Genomic DNA, 14,606 nt, shown 5'->3' with positions numbered 1-14,606 from the left:
CGGCGAAGGCGGCGGCCCTCTAACCACACCGCTGCCGGCACGCGCCGCCCTAAACCGGGCGGCGCGCGTTTAGACAAACCGCGTCTCCTCGGTGAGGCGTCACCCAACAATCCTGGAAAGGGGTCCCTCCGATCGAAGGAGGGGTGATCGCGCGGCGCGAACCGAAGCGCAGCTGGGCGTTTACACGGCTCCGGGCCATTTCCGCGGACGAGACCCATGGAGCCACAGCCGTCTGGGACTTCCAGGCACGTCTGCCAACCTTGCTGTGCCTGGATGCTCTTCGAGGAGCATTGCCACCTGTGGTAGTCCCAGTTCGTCTCCGGTCAGGCCAGCGCCAATGATCGGTTGCTTCCAGATCCAGTTGATTGGCTTCCGGCCTCTACAATCGCATTCGACGCGCTCGATTAACTTCCAGCCTCTACACCACTTCCAACTTTGGCTCTACGCCAGCGACGTCGATCAAATGGGAACATAACATAGTCGCGCACGGTAAGCGGCTCGGGCTGGCCTCGGAGGCCAACTTCCGGCCACTCGTTCTTTTTTGGCCAGTATGCCGTTAGAAAAATCGTGTCCCAGATAGTTGTAAAGGACCCGTAGTTTCGGTGCCGGTGATGGGCTTCGCACGAGTGGTGAATGCGATGGAACTTATTGTCTCCAATTATATATCGAAGCGGTCCAAGATTGATCCGGCTGCTAGAGTGTAAAAGATGGGTCTGAAAGGTAATTAGCGTCATGGCAACAGCGGGCACTACGCCAGATTCGAAGTGGAACAGCTTGAGTGGTAGTGCCACTAGCCCTGCGTAAATGATTGGCTCGGAAATGTGATGATGGGAATTCCATGCCGTCAGTTCGCGGATCGAGTGGTGAGAAGCGTGCAAGCGCCAGAGGAATGGAACAGCATGCTGAGCGCGGTGCATCCAGTAGTAGAAGAAGTCGCCGGCAATCGCGACCAAAACGCCTGAAAGGACGGCCAATCCGTTGTTAATGATTGCATTATCAGAATAAAGCAACGCACCGAAATCGATCGTTACGAGCGGCTTTACCCCTAACCAACCCAGGCTCACAGCGTAGACGTGCCAGATAAAGGCGCCGATTCCTAGGCGGATTATCCAGTTTCGAACGCCGCGGACGTACGAGGCAAAAGTGTATCGATGAGCCGGGAAGAGTAGCTCAAGCGCGGCGCAAACGGTTGCAAATATTACAACCAGCTTAAGCGATTCCAAAAAAATATTGGTTATTTGGTAGACATCGAGAACGTGCATTCGTTTGCTCCGAATCGTTCAAAGGCTCCAATCAAGGCGGAGTGACACCCATGAACGCAGTCGTCTTCGCCACGAGGGCGAGACCCATGTTATTAATCTCTGGCGCAGCCCTAAGCTCGTATCGGCATCCGGACCGATACCAGCCCAGAAAACACGAATTGCGCAGCGGCGCACTGCTGGGGATGTGCTATGCAGCATTTTCATAGATCGGCAAAATTAGTTGTTTGGATAACGCCCATCCATCTCCCAAATGGTTGGAGGACTCCAGTAGACAAAGCGGTTTGCGCAAGCGACCCACTATGCGCCATGCAGGCGAAATCAGGTGGAGCGACGGCCGGTTAGCGACGGGCCGGGTCGAAGCTGGCCGACCTGGTCGAGCTTGTACTATCGTAACCAATCGTCTCGCCGGCGGCGCCTTCCCCGCCGATCAGCGCAAACCTCGTCCTGGTCTGCGGAACAGGCGCGGGAAAGTCGCATCTGGCCATCGCGGTTGCCCGTTCACTCATCCGCAAGGGGGCACGCGGGCGTTTCTTCAATGTCGTAGACCTGGTCAACAGGCTCAAGACCGAAGCCCGCTCCGGCCGCCAAGGCCGCATCGCCGATCACCTGACCCGCCTAGACTTCGTCCGGCTTGATGAGCTCGGCTACCCGTCGCGGGTTAATAAGTTGCAGTGTCCTTTTTATCCGAGGCACGCTCGCCTATGCCGGCTGAAACCGCTCCGCAAGGCCTCGTTAGCCCACCGAAACGGAATTTCGCTCCTCGGGAGCGCCCCGAATATGGGTCATGAGCTTATCCTTCGCCTCCTATGGGCGGGCCTACAACCATAATGGCAGGATCGCCCGAGAGCAGCTTCTTGGCCGCTGCCTTGACCTGCTCGAGCGTCACCTGATCGATGAGGGCAGCGCGGTGCTGGATCGAGTCGATGCCGAGCTTGTCGAGCTGCCACTCGACCAGCCTGGCCGCAATCCTGGTGGAGGAGTCCAGTTTGCGGATGGCATAGGCGCCGATCAGATGTTTCTTGCTCGCCTCAAGCTCGGCCTCGGTCGGACCGTCTTCCGCCATCTTTTTCACCACCTCGCGCATGAGGTTCAGCGTCCCGGCCGCCCTGTCCGAACGCGTAGCCGTCCTGACCTCCAGCGCGTTGGAATGCCGGCGATCGACCAGGCTGGAACAGGCTACATAGGTCAAGCCGCGCTCGCGCACCTCGCGCCACAGGCGCGACGTGATAGGCGAGCCGCCAAGGATTTCGTTCAGCAGCTCCACGGCGTAGAAATCTGGCGCGCTCCGCTTCACCGCGGGATAAGCCAACCGCAGCGACGTCTGCGGCAGGTCGTAGTCGACCTCTACCTGTTGGCCGAGCCTCGGATCCACATCGGGCACAGGGGCGAGCGTCTGCTTCTGAGGCAAGTCGCCGAACAGCTGAGTGAGCTTTTTACACAGTCTCTTCGCATCGATGTCGCCGACCACCGCCACGTGCAGTCCGTCGAGGGCGAAAGTGGCCTTGCGGAAGGAATTGAGATCGGCCGGTGTGATGCCTGCAAGGCTCTCTTTAGTGCCCTCAGTCGGCCTCGAATAGGGATGTGTGCCGTAGATCGAGCGCTGCCATTTGCGCTCGGCAATCGCCTCGGGGTAGCGCTCGTTGGCGATGATGTCGGAAAGGACCTGGGCGTGGATGCGGTCCATCGGCTCCGGGTCGAAGCGCGGCCGGTTCACCGCGATCCGAAGCAAATCGAAAGCGGCCTCCTGCTGTTCGGACAGCATGCGCATTGACCCATGAATTCCGTCAGGCTGCGCTTGAAAGCTCAACTCGGCGCCCACATCGTCTAGCTTCACCTGGAAGGCATCGCTATCGAGATCGCCGGCGCCCTCGACCAACAGGGCGCTCATCAAATTGGCGAGGCCCTGCTTGCCGGCCGGGTCCTGCGTGGTGCCGCCGTCGAAGACGAAGTGAATGGCAGTGATCGGCCTCGTGTGGTCCTCCACCAGCCAAGCGTCGATGCCTTTTTCAGATTTGACGTGCTGGATGTTCAGTCGCTTAGCGCCAGCAAGATGAGGAACGAGATCGCGAGCAGAAGGGTCGCCCACGGCGCGACTAGGCGCGCTGCCCTCCCTTCTCCAAGGCGAGCGTGCCTGTGCAAGGACGCCACAGCGATGGGTCGTCACATCAAATTCTGCGTCGGGCAAGAGATAGCCGGTTGTCGAACGGTCGGGCGCGAGAAAGCGGGCGGCGGCCGCCTTCACCTGAGCGGCGGTGACCTTGCGAATGCGATCCGGCCATTCCTCGATGTCCTGCACGGTGCCGCCGACGGCGAGCGTGGAGCCAAACAAATTAGCCGCATGGTCCTGCTTGTCGCGGTCGAAGATCTGGGAGCGAACGCACCGGCTCTTCGCTTTTTCGAGCTCATTATCGGTCACACCATCCTTGACGATGCTAGCGATCACCGCATGGGCTGTCGCTTCCAGATCGGCGAGCTTGGCGTCGCCGCGGGGCGAGCCGTAGATGTTGAGCCTGGTCTCATCCAGCGTGGCGCCCTGGAAATAGGCGCCGGCCTTGGCGGCGATGCCCCCTTTCACCAATTGCTGATAGAGCCGGCTGCGATTGCCGCCGCCAAGAATTTCGGCCAGGAGCTCCAGCGCCTCGGCCCCACCGGGCTCGGCCGTCCGATAGGACGGCACCACCCAATGCGTGGAAAAGCTGAACACCGAAACGCGTGCATCGCTAAGCGTCACAGTGCGCCTGCTGTTCTGCTCCGGTTCGGCCGGGCGGGTGCGCGGCGGTAAAGCAGGACCCACCGCGAGCTTGCCATAGGTCTTCGTGGCCAGCTCTTTCACCGTCTCCGGGTCCACATCGCCGGCCACCACCAGCACGGCGTTACCGGGCGTGTAATATTTGTCGTAGAATGCAATGGCGTCGGTGCGGTTTAGCTTCTCAATCTCTTGCATCCAGCCGATGATCGGGATGCGGTAGGGCTGGTTCTGCCAGAGGGTCGCGTGAACCTGCTCTTCCAGCATCGACTGGGGATTGTTGTCGACGCCCAAGCGGCGCTCCTCGATGATCACGTCGCGCTCTGTCCTGATATCATCATCGGTGAGGATGAGGTTGACCATGCGATCGGCTTCGAAGCGCATCATCTGTTCCAACGCTGAAGGCGCTACCGTTTCACGGTAGGCAGTGAAGTCGTACCAGGTGAAGGCATTGAGCGAGCCGCCGATCGCCGCGACGGCGCGGCCAAGCTCGCCGGCCGCATGGTTGGTTGTCGCCCCCTTGAACATCAGATGCTCGACGAAATGGGCAAGGCCCGATTTGCACGGCGGCTCGTCGGCGCTGCCGATCTTGTACCACACCATGTGGGTGACGATCGGCGCACGGCGAAAAGGGATGACGACCACCTCCATGCCATTGTCGAGCAGGAAATTCGTCACCCTGCCGTCGCCCGTGACGCTCAGAGCCGGAGCGGTGGTCACCAGGGTGGCCGCAGCAGGCATCCTGCGCAGGCTGTCAGACAGAACGTTCATCAATGGCTCCGGTTCTAGCGGCGGGGCGAGAGTGGTTCGAGGCAACGTGGGCGGCTCTCGGTTTGGAGGCGCGTACCTTCTCCCTCTCTGGGGTAGGTGGATCGGCGGACAGCGTCGCGCACTTCATGTCGCCAGGCCTCACTCTTGCTTCATGCCTTGGCGGAATCGAGAGACCCGCGACGGCCGTGGCTTTCGGGGAGGTGATCATGGACCGTCTTCTCCTTTCCCTGACGTGTCTGCGGATGACCGCGCATGTACCGTGCCATATGAGAAACCCGTCAAAGGACTGATGATTTGGCTCTGAAACGTTACGCGTACGACATTGTCGGACACTCGACAGCTCCGAAGGTGGGGGTAGGGAGATAGATTGCTCGTGCTGGCCAGGATTGAGCGTGCTGCCGCGCAATTGGACAGTATGCGCTTCGAACTGGCCAAGCACTTGAGAGTGCTGGAATTCAGTGGAAGCTGGCGAGGCCTGGCTAGAGTGGTCGCCGCGGCTAACTGTCCTCAACAAGGCAGGCTAGGGCCGTACAGAAGGCAACAGCGTGGATGGCATCTGGGCCGAAAAGAAGGCGCGCGGCTATTCGACCGTCGTCGTCCATGCATCTCGTCGCGGGCGCGAAGTCTTCTTCAAAGTCACCTGCAAACCGGCGGCGGCTACCGTCAGAGTTAATCACCCACCTTGATCTTGCGGGTCTATCTTCGCGCAGGCCTTTATCATGACTCGAGGTGACACTTAGCACGTTAGCCGATTGGCCGAAGCCGTCGTGGCGTCATGTGGCATCGATATGGATCGCGCATACGACTCCAATTCAAAACTCGCGGTAAGGCTATCCGCCTCTCCCGGGATTTGCGCCGACATAGAACGGAGCGGCTCTTGGGAAGAGTACACATCTCATCACGGCGTTCCAAAAATCCGATCAGCCATAACTTTCCTGTACGTTCCGTGACGAGTGGCGCTTTCGCAGCATTGGAACAGGGCGTCAGCAGCCGTGCCAGCTCCTCGCAAGCCGTCGGCAGACCGGCAAGCCCCGCAGTATCCGAACATCGAGCAGGAGTGACGAGGCATTGCTAAGTGCGTTACGGGCGGCCAATTACAGCGCGGTCCGGAGGGCGCCACGGATGAAGGCGATGATCAAAAGCACTATGCACGACGACATGTCGAAGCAGCCGAGATACGGCAAGAACCGGCGGACCGGCGCCAGCACCGGTTCTGTAGTGCATCGTGCCGACAAACGGGAGGTGGGAATTGACGACGTTTAGCTTGTAAAGCCATGAGAAAAATATGCGAGCGATGACGAGGTTGGAGTAAATGCCCATCATCAGAATCACAGTTTGAGTGAGGGCGATCATACCGTTTTCCATTGATTGGCCGGGCGACGCGGCAAGTTCTGATTGCCCGAGCGTCCAACACGGCCGCGCTGTGCATTACAAGTTGTGGCATCCAAACGGCTTCGGGCCTCATCGGCCGTTGGAGCGTCTTCACACGCCGCGACTCCGACAATCTCGACTCCGCTGTACTTCTCCTGCAGCTGCATGAGATGCGGCATCCCGTCCACACATGGTCCGCATCAGGTTGCCCAAAATTCGACGATATTGCCGGGCTTGAAACGTCAGGGGCTCGCCACGCAGCCAGTTCTCGACCTTGATCGAAGGAGCCGGGGACTCAATCCGCAGTGCCATGGTGATCTCCGAACTATGCCAAGTTGCGCGACTTCATGATCGAGAGACTGCTCTTGTTCGAGGACAGGAGAGAGCGCCCGTGCTCCCCGCCTCGAGCCATTGGTGTCCGGCAAAAAGGCCGCCACATATAGCCTGTGGATCGGGCAAGAGACGTGGATCCGCATAAGAAGAAGGCGCGGCATCTCTGCCGCCCTTCTGAGCTTGTTGCGGTCCGTGGAGGCTAGAAATCCATGCCGCCCATGCCGCCGCCGCCCATGCCGCCCGGCATGCCGCCGCCAGCCAATTCCTTCTTCGGAGCTTCGGCGATCATGGCTTCGGTGGTGACGAGCAGGCCGGCGACCGAGGCCGCGTCCTGGAGAGCCGTACGGACAACCTTGACCGGATCGACGATGCCCATGGCGATCATGTCGCCATATTCGCCGGTCTGGGCGTTGTAGCCGAAGGTCGCGCCCTTGTTCTCGAGGATCTTGCCGGCAACGATCGAGGCTTCGGCACCGGCGTTGGCAGCGATCTGGCGGGCCGGAGCCTGCAGCGCGCGGCGAACGATGTTGATGCCGGCAGCCTGGTCGGAGTTGACGCCGGTGGCCTTGAGGTTGCCCGAAGCGCGCAGCAGGGCCACGCCACCGCCGGGAACGATGCCTTCTTCGACGGCCGCACGGGTCGCGTTGAGAGCGTCATCGACGCGGTCCTTCTTTTCCTTGACTTCGATCTCGGTCGCACCGCCGACGCGGATCACCGCAACGCCGCCGGCGAGCTTGGCCAGACGTTCCTGCAGCTTCTCCTTGTCGTAGTCCGAGGTGGTCTCCTCGATCTGCTGCTTGATCTGGGCAACGCGGCCCTGGATCTCCGCCTTCTTGCCGGCACCGTCGACGATGGTGGTGTTCTCCTTGGAGATCGACACCTTCTTGGCGCGGCCGAGCATGTTGAGGCCGACATTCTCGAGCTTGATGCCGAGGTCTTCCGAGATGACCTGGCCACCGGTGAGGATGGCGATGTCTTCCAGCATGGCCTTGCGGCGATCACCGAAGCCCGGCGCCTTGACGGCGGCGATCTTCAGGCCGCCACGCAGCTTGTTGACGACCAGCGTGGCCAGAGCCTCGCCTTCGACGTCTTCCGAGATGATGAGCAGCGGCTTCGAGGTCTGCACGACGGCTTCGAGAACCGGCAGCATGGCCTGCAGGTTGGAGAGCTTCTTCTCGTGCAGGAGGATGTAGACGTCCTCGAGCTCGGCAACCATCTTGTCGGCGTTGGTGACGAAGTAGGGCGAGAGGTAGCCGCGGTCGAACTGCATGCCTTCGACGACTTCGAGTTCGGTCTCGGCGGTCTTGGCTTCCTCGACGGTGATGACGCCTTCGTTGCCGACCTTCTTCATCGCTTCCGCGATCATCTTGCCGACCGACTCGTCGCCATTGCCGGCGATGGTGCCGACCTGAGCAACCTCTTCCGAGGTCTGGATCTTCTTGGCAGCCTGGCCGAGAGCGGCGACGACTTCACTGACGGCGAGATCGATGCCACGCTTCAGGTCCATCGGGTTCATGCCGGCGGCAACCGACTTGTTGCCTTCCTGGACGATTGCCTGGGCCAGAACGGTCGCGGTGGTCGTGCCGTCGCCGGCGATATCGTTGGTCTTCGAAGCGACTTCGCGGATCATCTGGGCGCCCATGTTCTCGAACTTGTCCTCAAGCTCGATCTCCTTGGCGACGGTGACGCCGTCCTTGGTGATGCGCGGCGCGCCGAACGACTTGTCGATCACGACGTTGCGGCCCTTCGGGCCGAGGGTCACCTTCACCGCGTCGGCGAGGATGTTGATGCCGTGCATCATGCGTTCGCGGGCGTCGCGGGAGAATTTTACGTCTTTTGTAGCCATGTTTTAGCTCCTGGCAGGGGCTTGGGATAAAGCCCGGAATTTAGTTGACGGTGAGGCCGATGATCAGCCGATGATGCCCATGATGTCGGATTCCTTCATGATCAGAAGGTCTTCGCCATCGAGCTTGACTTCAGTGCCCGACCACTTGCCGAACAGGATGCGGTCGCCAGCCTTGACGTCCAGCGGCACGAGCTTGCCGGCTTCGTCGCGGGCGCCGGAGCCGACGGCGATGATCTCGCCTTCCTGCGGCTTCTCCTTCGCAGTGTCCGGGATGATGATGCCGCCGGCGGTCTTGTCTTCGGATTCGACCCGGCGAACGACCACGCGGTCATGAAGTGGCCGGAAATTCGACTTTGCCATTTTGGATGTTCCTCGTGCGGATGTTGAACGGTGCTCCGTTGTCGGAGCGTGCGAATGCTAACGTGGCCCTGACGACTGGCTGCGTCCCGTCTTCTCCCGCTGCGGGAGCAGGTGGATCGGTGGACAGCGTCGAGCTGGCTGAGTGAGCTTCTTCATGTTGCCAAGCTTTCCTCCATCATCTTGGACGGGTCTGAGATACGCGCGGCGGCAATGTGTGTTGGCAGGTGGTCGGGGACCCGGGCACTCGATCTGTAACGCCATCAATGTTGCTCTCCAAAGCTTGCCTTCTGCGCGAGCTTGTTGCCGCTCAGTGACAGCACGCAGGTTCGGCGGGAAAGTGCGTCGCTCGCCTTGCTCCATTCCCGTGCAGTCAGCATCAAGCGCGCAAAAGCCGTGCCATCCCGCTCAGCGCCGGTAAGCGCCTGCGTAAATGCAAAAAACTTCCGCGGTGCCCAGATGGCGGTCGCAACACTTCTGCCAATGTCTGTTCCGAACCTGACATTTTGTCGCCTGTGTCAAGACACCCATCGCCCGCGCTTCGCGTCATAAAACTGAGGCCATTCCGAACGGTCCCGAAGCGGCTCAGCGGCTGGGCTGATTCGATATCCTTCAGGGCGAAAGACCGGGGTGCGAAAGGCCCTCATGAAGCCGGCACCGTCGCAATTGGCACGGAGCTTGCTGCACCTCTTGGCGCGTTCGACCGGAGCGCAGCGACAGGAGATGCCCCGGAGGGGAGCCCACCATGGTCCGGTTAGGAGACGAAAATTGATTCCTGTGCCTGCAAACCGCCGGAGGAGCCCCGCGGTCGACAAGCCCTCTTGGGCGTCAAACCAGGCCAGCCGTTGCTGCCCTGCCGTTCACCGTTGATTGGAGCCTAATTCATGCCGGAACAAAAAACCCGCCTTCTCGCTTTTGTAGCCCTGGGCCTGCTTCTTGCCGTGGTTGTAGGGCAAAATCCGGCTGTCAGAGAATACCTGCACCGGAGCCAAAGCCTTGACGACATCAACGCGGAAATTCGGAAGCTCATTCCGCAGCGGCGCGACGCACTCTTCAACGATCCCGTTTCGCCAACTGCTGGCAACCCGAATGGCGACGTCTCTCTGGTGGAGTTTTTAGACTACAACTGTGTGCACTGCCGGGCGGGGGACGTTGTCCTCCAGCAAGTCCTCAAGGACGATTCCGACCTGAAGGTTGTCTACAAAGAGCACCCGGGCCAGACGCCGGGGTCCAAATTCGCCGCAATGGCGGCGCTCGCCTCCCGCAAACAGGGACTATTTGAGCCGTTTCATCACGCCCTTTTGGCTACTCACGGTCAGCTCAGCGAATCCTCCATCTTGACTATCGCACGACAGGTGGGTCTCGATGTTGAGAAGCTCAAGCGAGACATGCAAGATCCCGCCATCGACGACGCCCTCAAACGCAATCGCGCGCTCGCCGAGGAGTTGCACATCACCGGCACGCCGGGCTTGGTTCTCGGCGACGAAGTGATCGCGGGGGTGCCCGAGATTTCCACCCTGGAACGCTTAATCGCCCAAGCGCGGGAAAAACGACCCCTCTGTACCTGGGATGCACCCCGGGGGTGAGACACTAACTAGGGACAGTTCTCCAGGTTTTGGATGGCGGCAGGGAGATCGATCCTGGCGCAATCGCGTTCTCTGGCGACGAGTGCCGCCTCTCGTGCCGGGCCAAATCGCTTATATGGCCCGGCAACGCGGTGGTGGGCGCACCACTCCGTTCCATCGGCAGCGTGCAGTCCCGTATTCAGCGGCGCTTCCCTCAACCTTGTCGAACGGAATCGCACAGCTCGGCACCCGTTCAGCGGCGTTGGTGATCCCGTCCTTGTGTCGGTGTTTTTTTCACCGAAAGCCTCGCCAAACGGAAAGGCATGAAGCGCGCGGATGCGTACTTCGGATCGCGGCCGGCGTGACGATGATCGTCATGGGTTTTCGCCTACCGAGGATCCTACAAGTTCTCCTTGTTAGCGAAATCGGTCGACGTGGGCGGCGTCGGCCCGAAGCTCGCCACGCGGTCGACGCCATGGCCGATCGACCACGAACGTTGTAGGAATCGCGAAAGAAAAGCCGAGCTCCATCCGAAGCTTTATTCATTTCGCCTGCCGAGTCGAACGCGACCCCATATTCAAATTCGAGAGCTTTTCGGTCAACCACGCGTCCAAACGGCTTCGGGCCTCATCGGCGTGGGAGCGTCTTCACAAGCGGCGACTCCGACGTTCCCGCTCACAGACAACACACGGGTTCAGGGGAGAGAGCGTAGCTCGTCTTGCACCATTCCCTGCAGTCAGCATCAAGGGTGAAAAGGCCGTGCCAGCGCTTTAGCGGCAGTAAGCGCCTGATTGTTTTCGAAAACCTCCGCAGTGCCCAGACGGCCGGTCGTAACATTTTTGCCAATCTGTGTTCCCAGCCTGACATTGTGTCTCCTTCTGTCAGCTTTGAACACAGGATCGCCTGTGCTTCGCGCCAGAGGCTGAGGAGCGATTGTAGCGGCAGCCTTGTGGAAACGCTGCCCAACCATGCCGCAGTTTTTCAACCGCGGGGGAAGATTGGCAGCTGTGGGGCACCGTGTCTCGTGGACACGATCCGCCGGTGTTCGCGAGTGCGTACTTCCGGACGGCGGAAAATCAGCCGCGACGGTCCACATCGCCAAGCTTCCTGCCCTGCCGTCGCAACCGGGCCTTATCGATTCTCAGCAAGGTAGAATGCCAGGCCCTGCGGATGGCGTTAGTGATAAATAGCATTTCTTCCTTCCTGTGCAGCCCACCGCCAGGACGGCAAAAGCCCTCCACATCTCATTCCAATCCCCAGTCAGCCGATTTCATCGTGCTTCAAAAATACTATCGACCCCGAATCGGGTCGATATCAGTCTGTTTTTTGGCTGCCCATGCAAGGGTTTTTTCCTCATCAGATGGGCATTTGCGTCGCCGGAATGTGTGCACCGCGTTGCACAAAATTCGGCGGTGTGCACTTTGCCCGGCTGGAAGTTCGTGAGGGGCCCGCTGGGCAGCCAGTTGTCGTCTGATCGAAGGAGCCGTGAAGTCCATCTGCATTTCCATGGTGCTCCCAAACGATGTTGCCGAAGGTTGGCCGACTTTTGTGTTCTTGTTTCCCTCTTAGCTCGACTTTGTACGTTTAGGTGGCGAAGCACAGGGCTTGCGCCATTCGCAGGATGCGCTCTGGCGGGATATTTTGTCGTTCCCGGTTTGGCGGGGAGTGTTGATTAATATCGCCGATCCAGATTGCGAGGCGGACGGCGCCGATGGCGTCGCTGAACGTCAGGCTGGTTTTTCGGTACCACGCCGCGGCGTATGGGGTGGTGGTGCTGGTGAGCAGATCGCCGGCCCATAGCGATACGAGGCTGTAGAGCCCCAGCAATGCCGGTACGAGGAAACCGATGCTACCAATCACCCGTTCTACCCTGGGCGCGCTCGCTGTCCTCGTTGGTGGACAACACGCCCATGCTCGAGATGTAACGTGCGGGGACCCGGAGGAGTCACCGATTTCTTTTAGCAAGAAAATCGTGAATGGCGAGCCGACCAAGATCAAACAGCATCCCTGGCAGGCCGCACTCCGTATTGGTATTTACGGGCATTTCTGCGGTGGATCAGCGATCGGCGAGCATTGGATCGTCACAGCGGCGCACTGTTTGGCGGATGAAAAAGACGACGTAAAAATCGAGGTCAAGGTAGGCGCTACAAATTACCATGACGGCGTTTTATTGGAGGCAAAGAATTTTGTTGTTCACGAAGGCTATGACCCGGTCACATGTAAACATGACGTGGCGCTGGTGCGAGTGGATAGTACGCAACCCGCAGCGGTCATCCCCCTTGCTACCGCCAGCACGCAAATTGCTATTGGCGAGCACCTTACTGTGACGGGTTGGGGGGTCACGTTAGACGATAAAGATGCGAAACAATCAGACCAGCTCCTAAAGGGCACAGTCCCGTACGTAGACAACGAGACGTGCAATCGTCCGGAGTCATATAATGGGGAGATCCTCGCTGGGATGATCTGCGCCGGAAGCGCCAGCGGCGGGACCGATGCATGCCAGGGGGACAGCGGAGGTCCTCTGACCAAAGGCGATAACCCAGAGAACGCCATCTTGGTTGGAATTGTATCCACTGGGAAAGATTGCGGAAAGGCCCTGAAGTACGGTGTGTATACGCGCGTGTCGTCTGAGCGCGAATGGATCATGAATGAGATGTCAAAATTCGATGACTGAGGCGGCGAGCCGGATGCGTGCAGGATGGAGAGTTCACGTGTTCCGTGGATCTCTTTGGGTCCGCCATCCCTGCAAAAATGGCGGCTCCGCGACACAATTTGTGTCGGGTTTGTCAGGTCCGCGCCACAGGCTTGGTGAGCCGATCCGTTGTTTGCCGCACGCTAAAGATCTGAACAGCAAGCATGACCTTCTGTCCCGGCTCGATCCGCCAGCTTGGCACGATCGTTGCGCCGTTCAGGGTGAGATGATGGCGGCAGTCGGCCGGCTCTCCTGCCGCCGGTCTCGCGATCGACACAACCAAGCAAGGAAATACTATGACGAAGAACGCGCCGATTGCGGTCGCAAACGATGGGTTGGCCGCAGATCGGCTGGCTGGCATCGACCTTGCTCGCGGCGTGGCTGTCTTCGGCATGTATGCCGCCCATGTCGGTCCCAGCCCCAACGAAGGAGGACAAATCGGGAATCTGATGGAACTGACCCATGGGCGGTCGTCCGCCCTGTTTGCCGTATTGGCCGGATTTTCGATCATCCTGATTACCGGTCGCAAGGCGCCTAAGTCGGGGGTAGCCGGTAGACAGGCCATTGCCAGAGTCGCAATTCGTGCCCTTGTTTTCCTGGCGCTTGGCCCAATCCTGACCTACCTCGGTGCGCCGGTCGCCGTGATCCTGGATTACTAACGGAATCTGCTTCTTGTTGGTCCTGCCGCTCTATCGGCTCAACGCACAGCAGCTCGGCTTGCTCGCTGCGGCGACCGCGTTGGTTCTCCCGCAAGTGCGCTTCCACCTCTTGTCAGTGCTTGACCTCGAGAGCTCGCCCGGCCCAGTAATCAACCTCATGGTTAGCGGCATTTATCCCGCGATGACCTGGGTTCCTTTTGTGATCGCAGGCATGGCCATTGCGCGCCTTGACCTTAGTAGGCAAGCATCGCATTGGCGCCTCGGTCTAGCCGGGGGCGCCCTGGCCGTGTTGGGCTATGGGGGATCCTGGCTCGCACTGCGTTTGCTGCCTGGCGTACCCGCCGCTTTGCAGGAATCCGCCCAGTGGTGGTCGGACCAGGGGTCGCTGGACTATTCGTCGCCATTGATTGCCGCACCTCACAGCGAGACGACGTTCGCAATCCTGGGCAACACCGGTTGCGCAATGATTGTCTTGGCGGTTTGCTTGCTCGCTATGGATGCGCTCCCGCATCTGCGAAAGCTAGTCTGGCCAATAATCGCAGTCGGCTCGATGTCTTTGACGGCCTATGTCCTGCACATTGCGGCAATTGAGCTGATACACAAAGTGGAAATAAATCTGCACCTAGAAGAAAAGATAGATCAGTCGCGAGAAGGAATAGATCAAGAAAGGCAGTATATAAAAGAAATACGACAAGAAGGTCTAGATCTAAAAGGAATAGATCAAGAAGGAAAAGATCAAGAAGGAAAAGATCTAGACGAAAAAGGACTGGATGGAACACATCCACGAAACCTCTCCATGCTCTTTGGCTTTATCGTCGGTGTAAGCACTTTCGCGGTCGTCTGGCTGCGCGTCTTCCGGCGGGGACCGATGGAAGCGCTAGACCACATGTTCGCCTGAGGTAGGGCGACCCGTCTCACAGTATGCAGGTTATCGAGGGTTGCGCTGGATATCCCGGCGCCGAGCCTCATGCATAGGAGACGGGCCATGGACGAGCATATCACCT

The 14,606-nt window shown here is 59.5% G+C and carries 8 protein-coding genes and 5 pseudogenes; 5 read left to right on the top strand and 8 right to left on the bottom strand.

The window, feature by feature from the left end:
• Nucleotides 1-404: 404 nt before the first annotated feature.
• Nucleotides 405-1,262 carry a sterol desaturase family protein gene (locus tag CKW40_RS41035; protein ID WP_095205246.1) on the bottom strand — a complete coding sequence of 286 codons (858 nt, stop codon included), beginning with the start codon at nt 1,260-1,262 and terminating at the stop codon, nt 405-407.
• A 401-nt stretch (nt 1,263-1,663) separates the two neighbouring features.
• Here CKW40_RS41035 and CKW40_RS41030 point away from each other — a divergent pair.
• Nucleotides 1,664-1,910, top strand: a pseudogene (locus CKW40_RS41030) (ATP-binding protein); the annotation flags it as partial.
• Nucleotides 1,911-2,052: 142 nt separating this feature from the next.
• Here the strand turns inward: CKW40_RS41030 and CKW40_RS41025 are convergent.
• The 6 genes and pseudogenes from CKW40_RS41025 to groES all read right to left on the bottom strand — a co-directional run.
• Nucleotides 2,053-3,186: pseudogene (locus CKW40_RS41025) on the bottom strand (M16 family metallopeptidase); the annotation flags it as partial.
• A gap of 246 nt (nt 3,187-3,432) precedes the next feature.
• Nucleotides 3,433-4,779 (bottom strand): annotated as a pseudogene (locus CKW40_RS41020) (M16 family metallopeptidase); the annotation flags it as partial.
• 1,094 nt (nt 4,780-5,873) lie between these two features.
• Nucleotides 5,874-6,132: pseudogene (locus CKW40_RS41010) on the bottom strand (YggT family protein).
• Between the two features lie 86 nt (nt 6,133-6,218).
• Nucleotides 6,219-6,462 (bottom strand): annotated as a pseudogene (locus tag CKW40_RS45150) (TlpA family protein disulfide reductase); the annotation flags it as partial.
• A gap of 220 nt (nt 6,463-6,682) precedes the next feature.
• On the bottom strand, nt 6,683-8,329 hold the full coding sequence (groL, locus tag CKW40_RS41000) for a chaperonin GroEL (protein ID WP_095205244.1): 1,647 nt from the start codon (nt 8,327-8,329) through the stop codon (nt 6,683-6,685).
• Between the two features lie 63 nt (nt 8,330-8,392).
• Nucleotides 8,393-8,689: a co-chaperone GroES gene (gene groES, locus CKW40_RS40995; protein WP_095205243.1), complete on the bottom strand. Its 297-nt coding sequence runs from the start codon at nt 8,687-8,689 to the stop codon at nt 8,393-8,395.
• Nucleotides 8,690-9,570: 881 nt separating this feature from the next.
• Between groES and CKW40_RS40990 the strand changes: the two genes are divergently transcribed.
• Entirely contained in the window at nt 9,571-10,272 is a 702-nt protein-coding gene (locus CKW40_RS40990) for a DsbA family protein (RefSeq protein WP_095205242.1), read from the top strand.
• A gap of 1,563 nt (nt 10,273-11,835) precedes the next feature.
• Here CKW40_RS40990 and CKW40_RS40985 read toward each other — a convergent pair.
• The gene (locus CKW40_RS40985) at nt 11,836-12,111 is read right to left on the bottom strand and encodes a hypothetical protein (RefSeq protein WP_198421194.1); all 276 of its coding nucleotides are present in this window, start codon (nt 12,109-12,111) and stop codon (nt 11,836-11,838) included.
• Between CKW40_RS40985 and CKW40_RS40980 the strand changes: the two genes are divergently transcribed.
• The 3 genes from CKW40_RS40980 to CKW40_RS45140 all read left to right on the top strand — a co-directional run bounded on the left by CKW40_RS40980 (nt 12,098) and on the right by CKW40_RS45140 (nt 14,500).
• The gene (locus CKW40_RS40980; RefSeq protein WP_095205241.1) at nt 12,098-12,925 is read left to right on the top strand and encodes a serine protease; all 828 of its coding nucleotides are present in this window, start codon (nt 12,098-12,100) and stop codon (nt 12,923-12,925) included. The two genes, CKW40_RS40985 and CKW40_RS40980, sit on opposite strands and share 14 nt — an antisense overlap.
• Before the next feature lie 314 nt (nt 12,926-13,239).
• Complete coding sequence (locus CKW40_RS45145; RefSeq protein ID WP_244571524.1) at nt 13,240-13,602, top strand: heparan-alpha-glucosaminide N-acetyltransferase domain-containing protein; 363 nt, start codon at nt 13,240-13,242, stop codon at nt 13,600-13,602.
• Nucleotides 13,603-13,618: 16 nt separating this feature from the next.
• Complete coding sequence (locus tag CKW40_RS45140; RefSeq protein ID WP_244571523.1) at nt 13,619-14,500, top strand: DUF418 domain-containing protein; 882 nt, start codon at nt 13,619-13,621, stop codon at nt 14,498-14,500.
• Nucleotides 14,501-14,606: the final 106 nt, after the last annotated feature.

It is taken from the genome of Mesorhizobium carmichaelinearum, assembly GCF_900199455.1.
In the GTDB taxonomy this organism is placed as follows: Bacteria; Pseudomonadota; Alphaproteobacteria; order Rhizobiales; family Rhizobiaceae; genus Mesorhizobium; species Mesorhizobium carmichaelinearum.
This window is presented reverse-complemented; position numbering and strand designations above follow the sequence as displayed.

Coding starts and splice junctions, on each gene's coding strand:
- CKW40_RS41035 (WP_095205246.1), bottom strand. CDS start 1,262: ATGCACGTTCTCGATGTCTACCAAATAACCAATATTTTTTTGGAATCG.
- groL (WP_095205244.1), bottom strand. CDS start 8,329: ATGGCTACAAAAGACGTAAAATTCTCCCGCGACGCCCGCGAACGCATG.
- groES (WP_095205243.1), bottom strand. CDS start 8,689: ATGGCAAAGTCGAATTTCCGGCCACTTCATGACCGCGTGGTCGTTCGC.
- CKW40_RS40990 (WP_095205242.1), top strand. CDS start 9,571: ATGCCGGAACAAAAAACCCGCCTTCTCGCTTTTGTAGCCCTGGGCCTG.
- CKW40_RS40980 (WP_095205241.1), top strand. CDS start 12,098: ATGCTACCAATCACCCGTTCTACCCTGGGCGCGCTCGCTGTCCTCGTT.
- CKW40_RS45145 (WP_244571524.1), top strand. CDS start 13,240: ATGACGAAGAACGCGCCGATTGCGGTCGCAAACGATGGGTTGGCCGCA.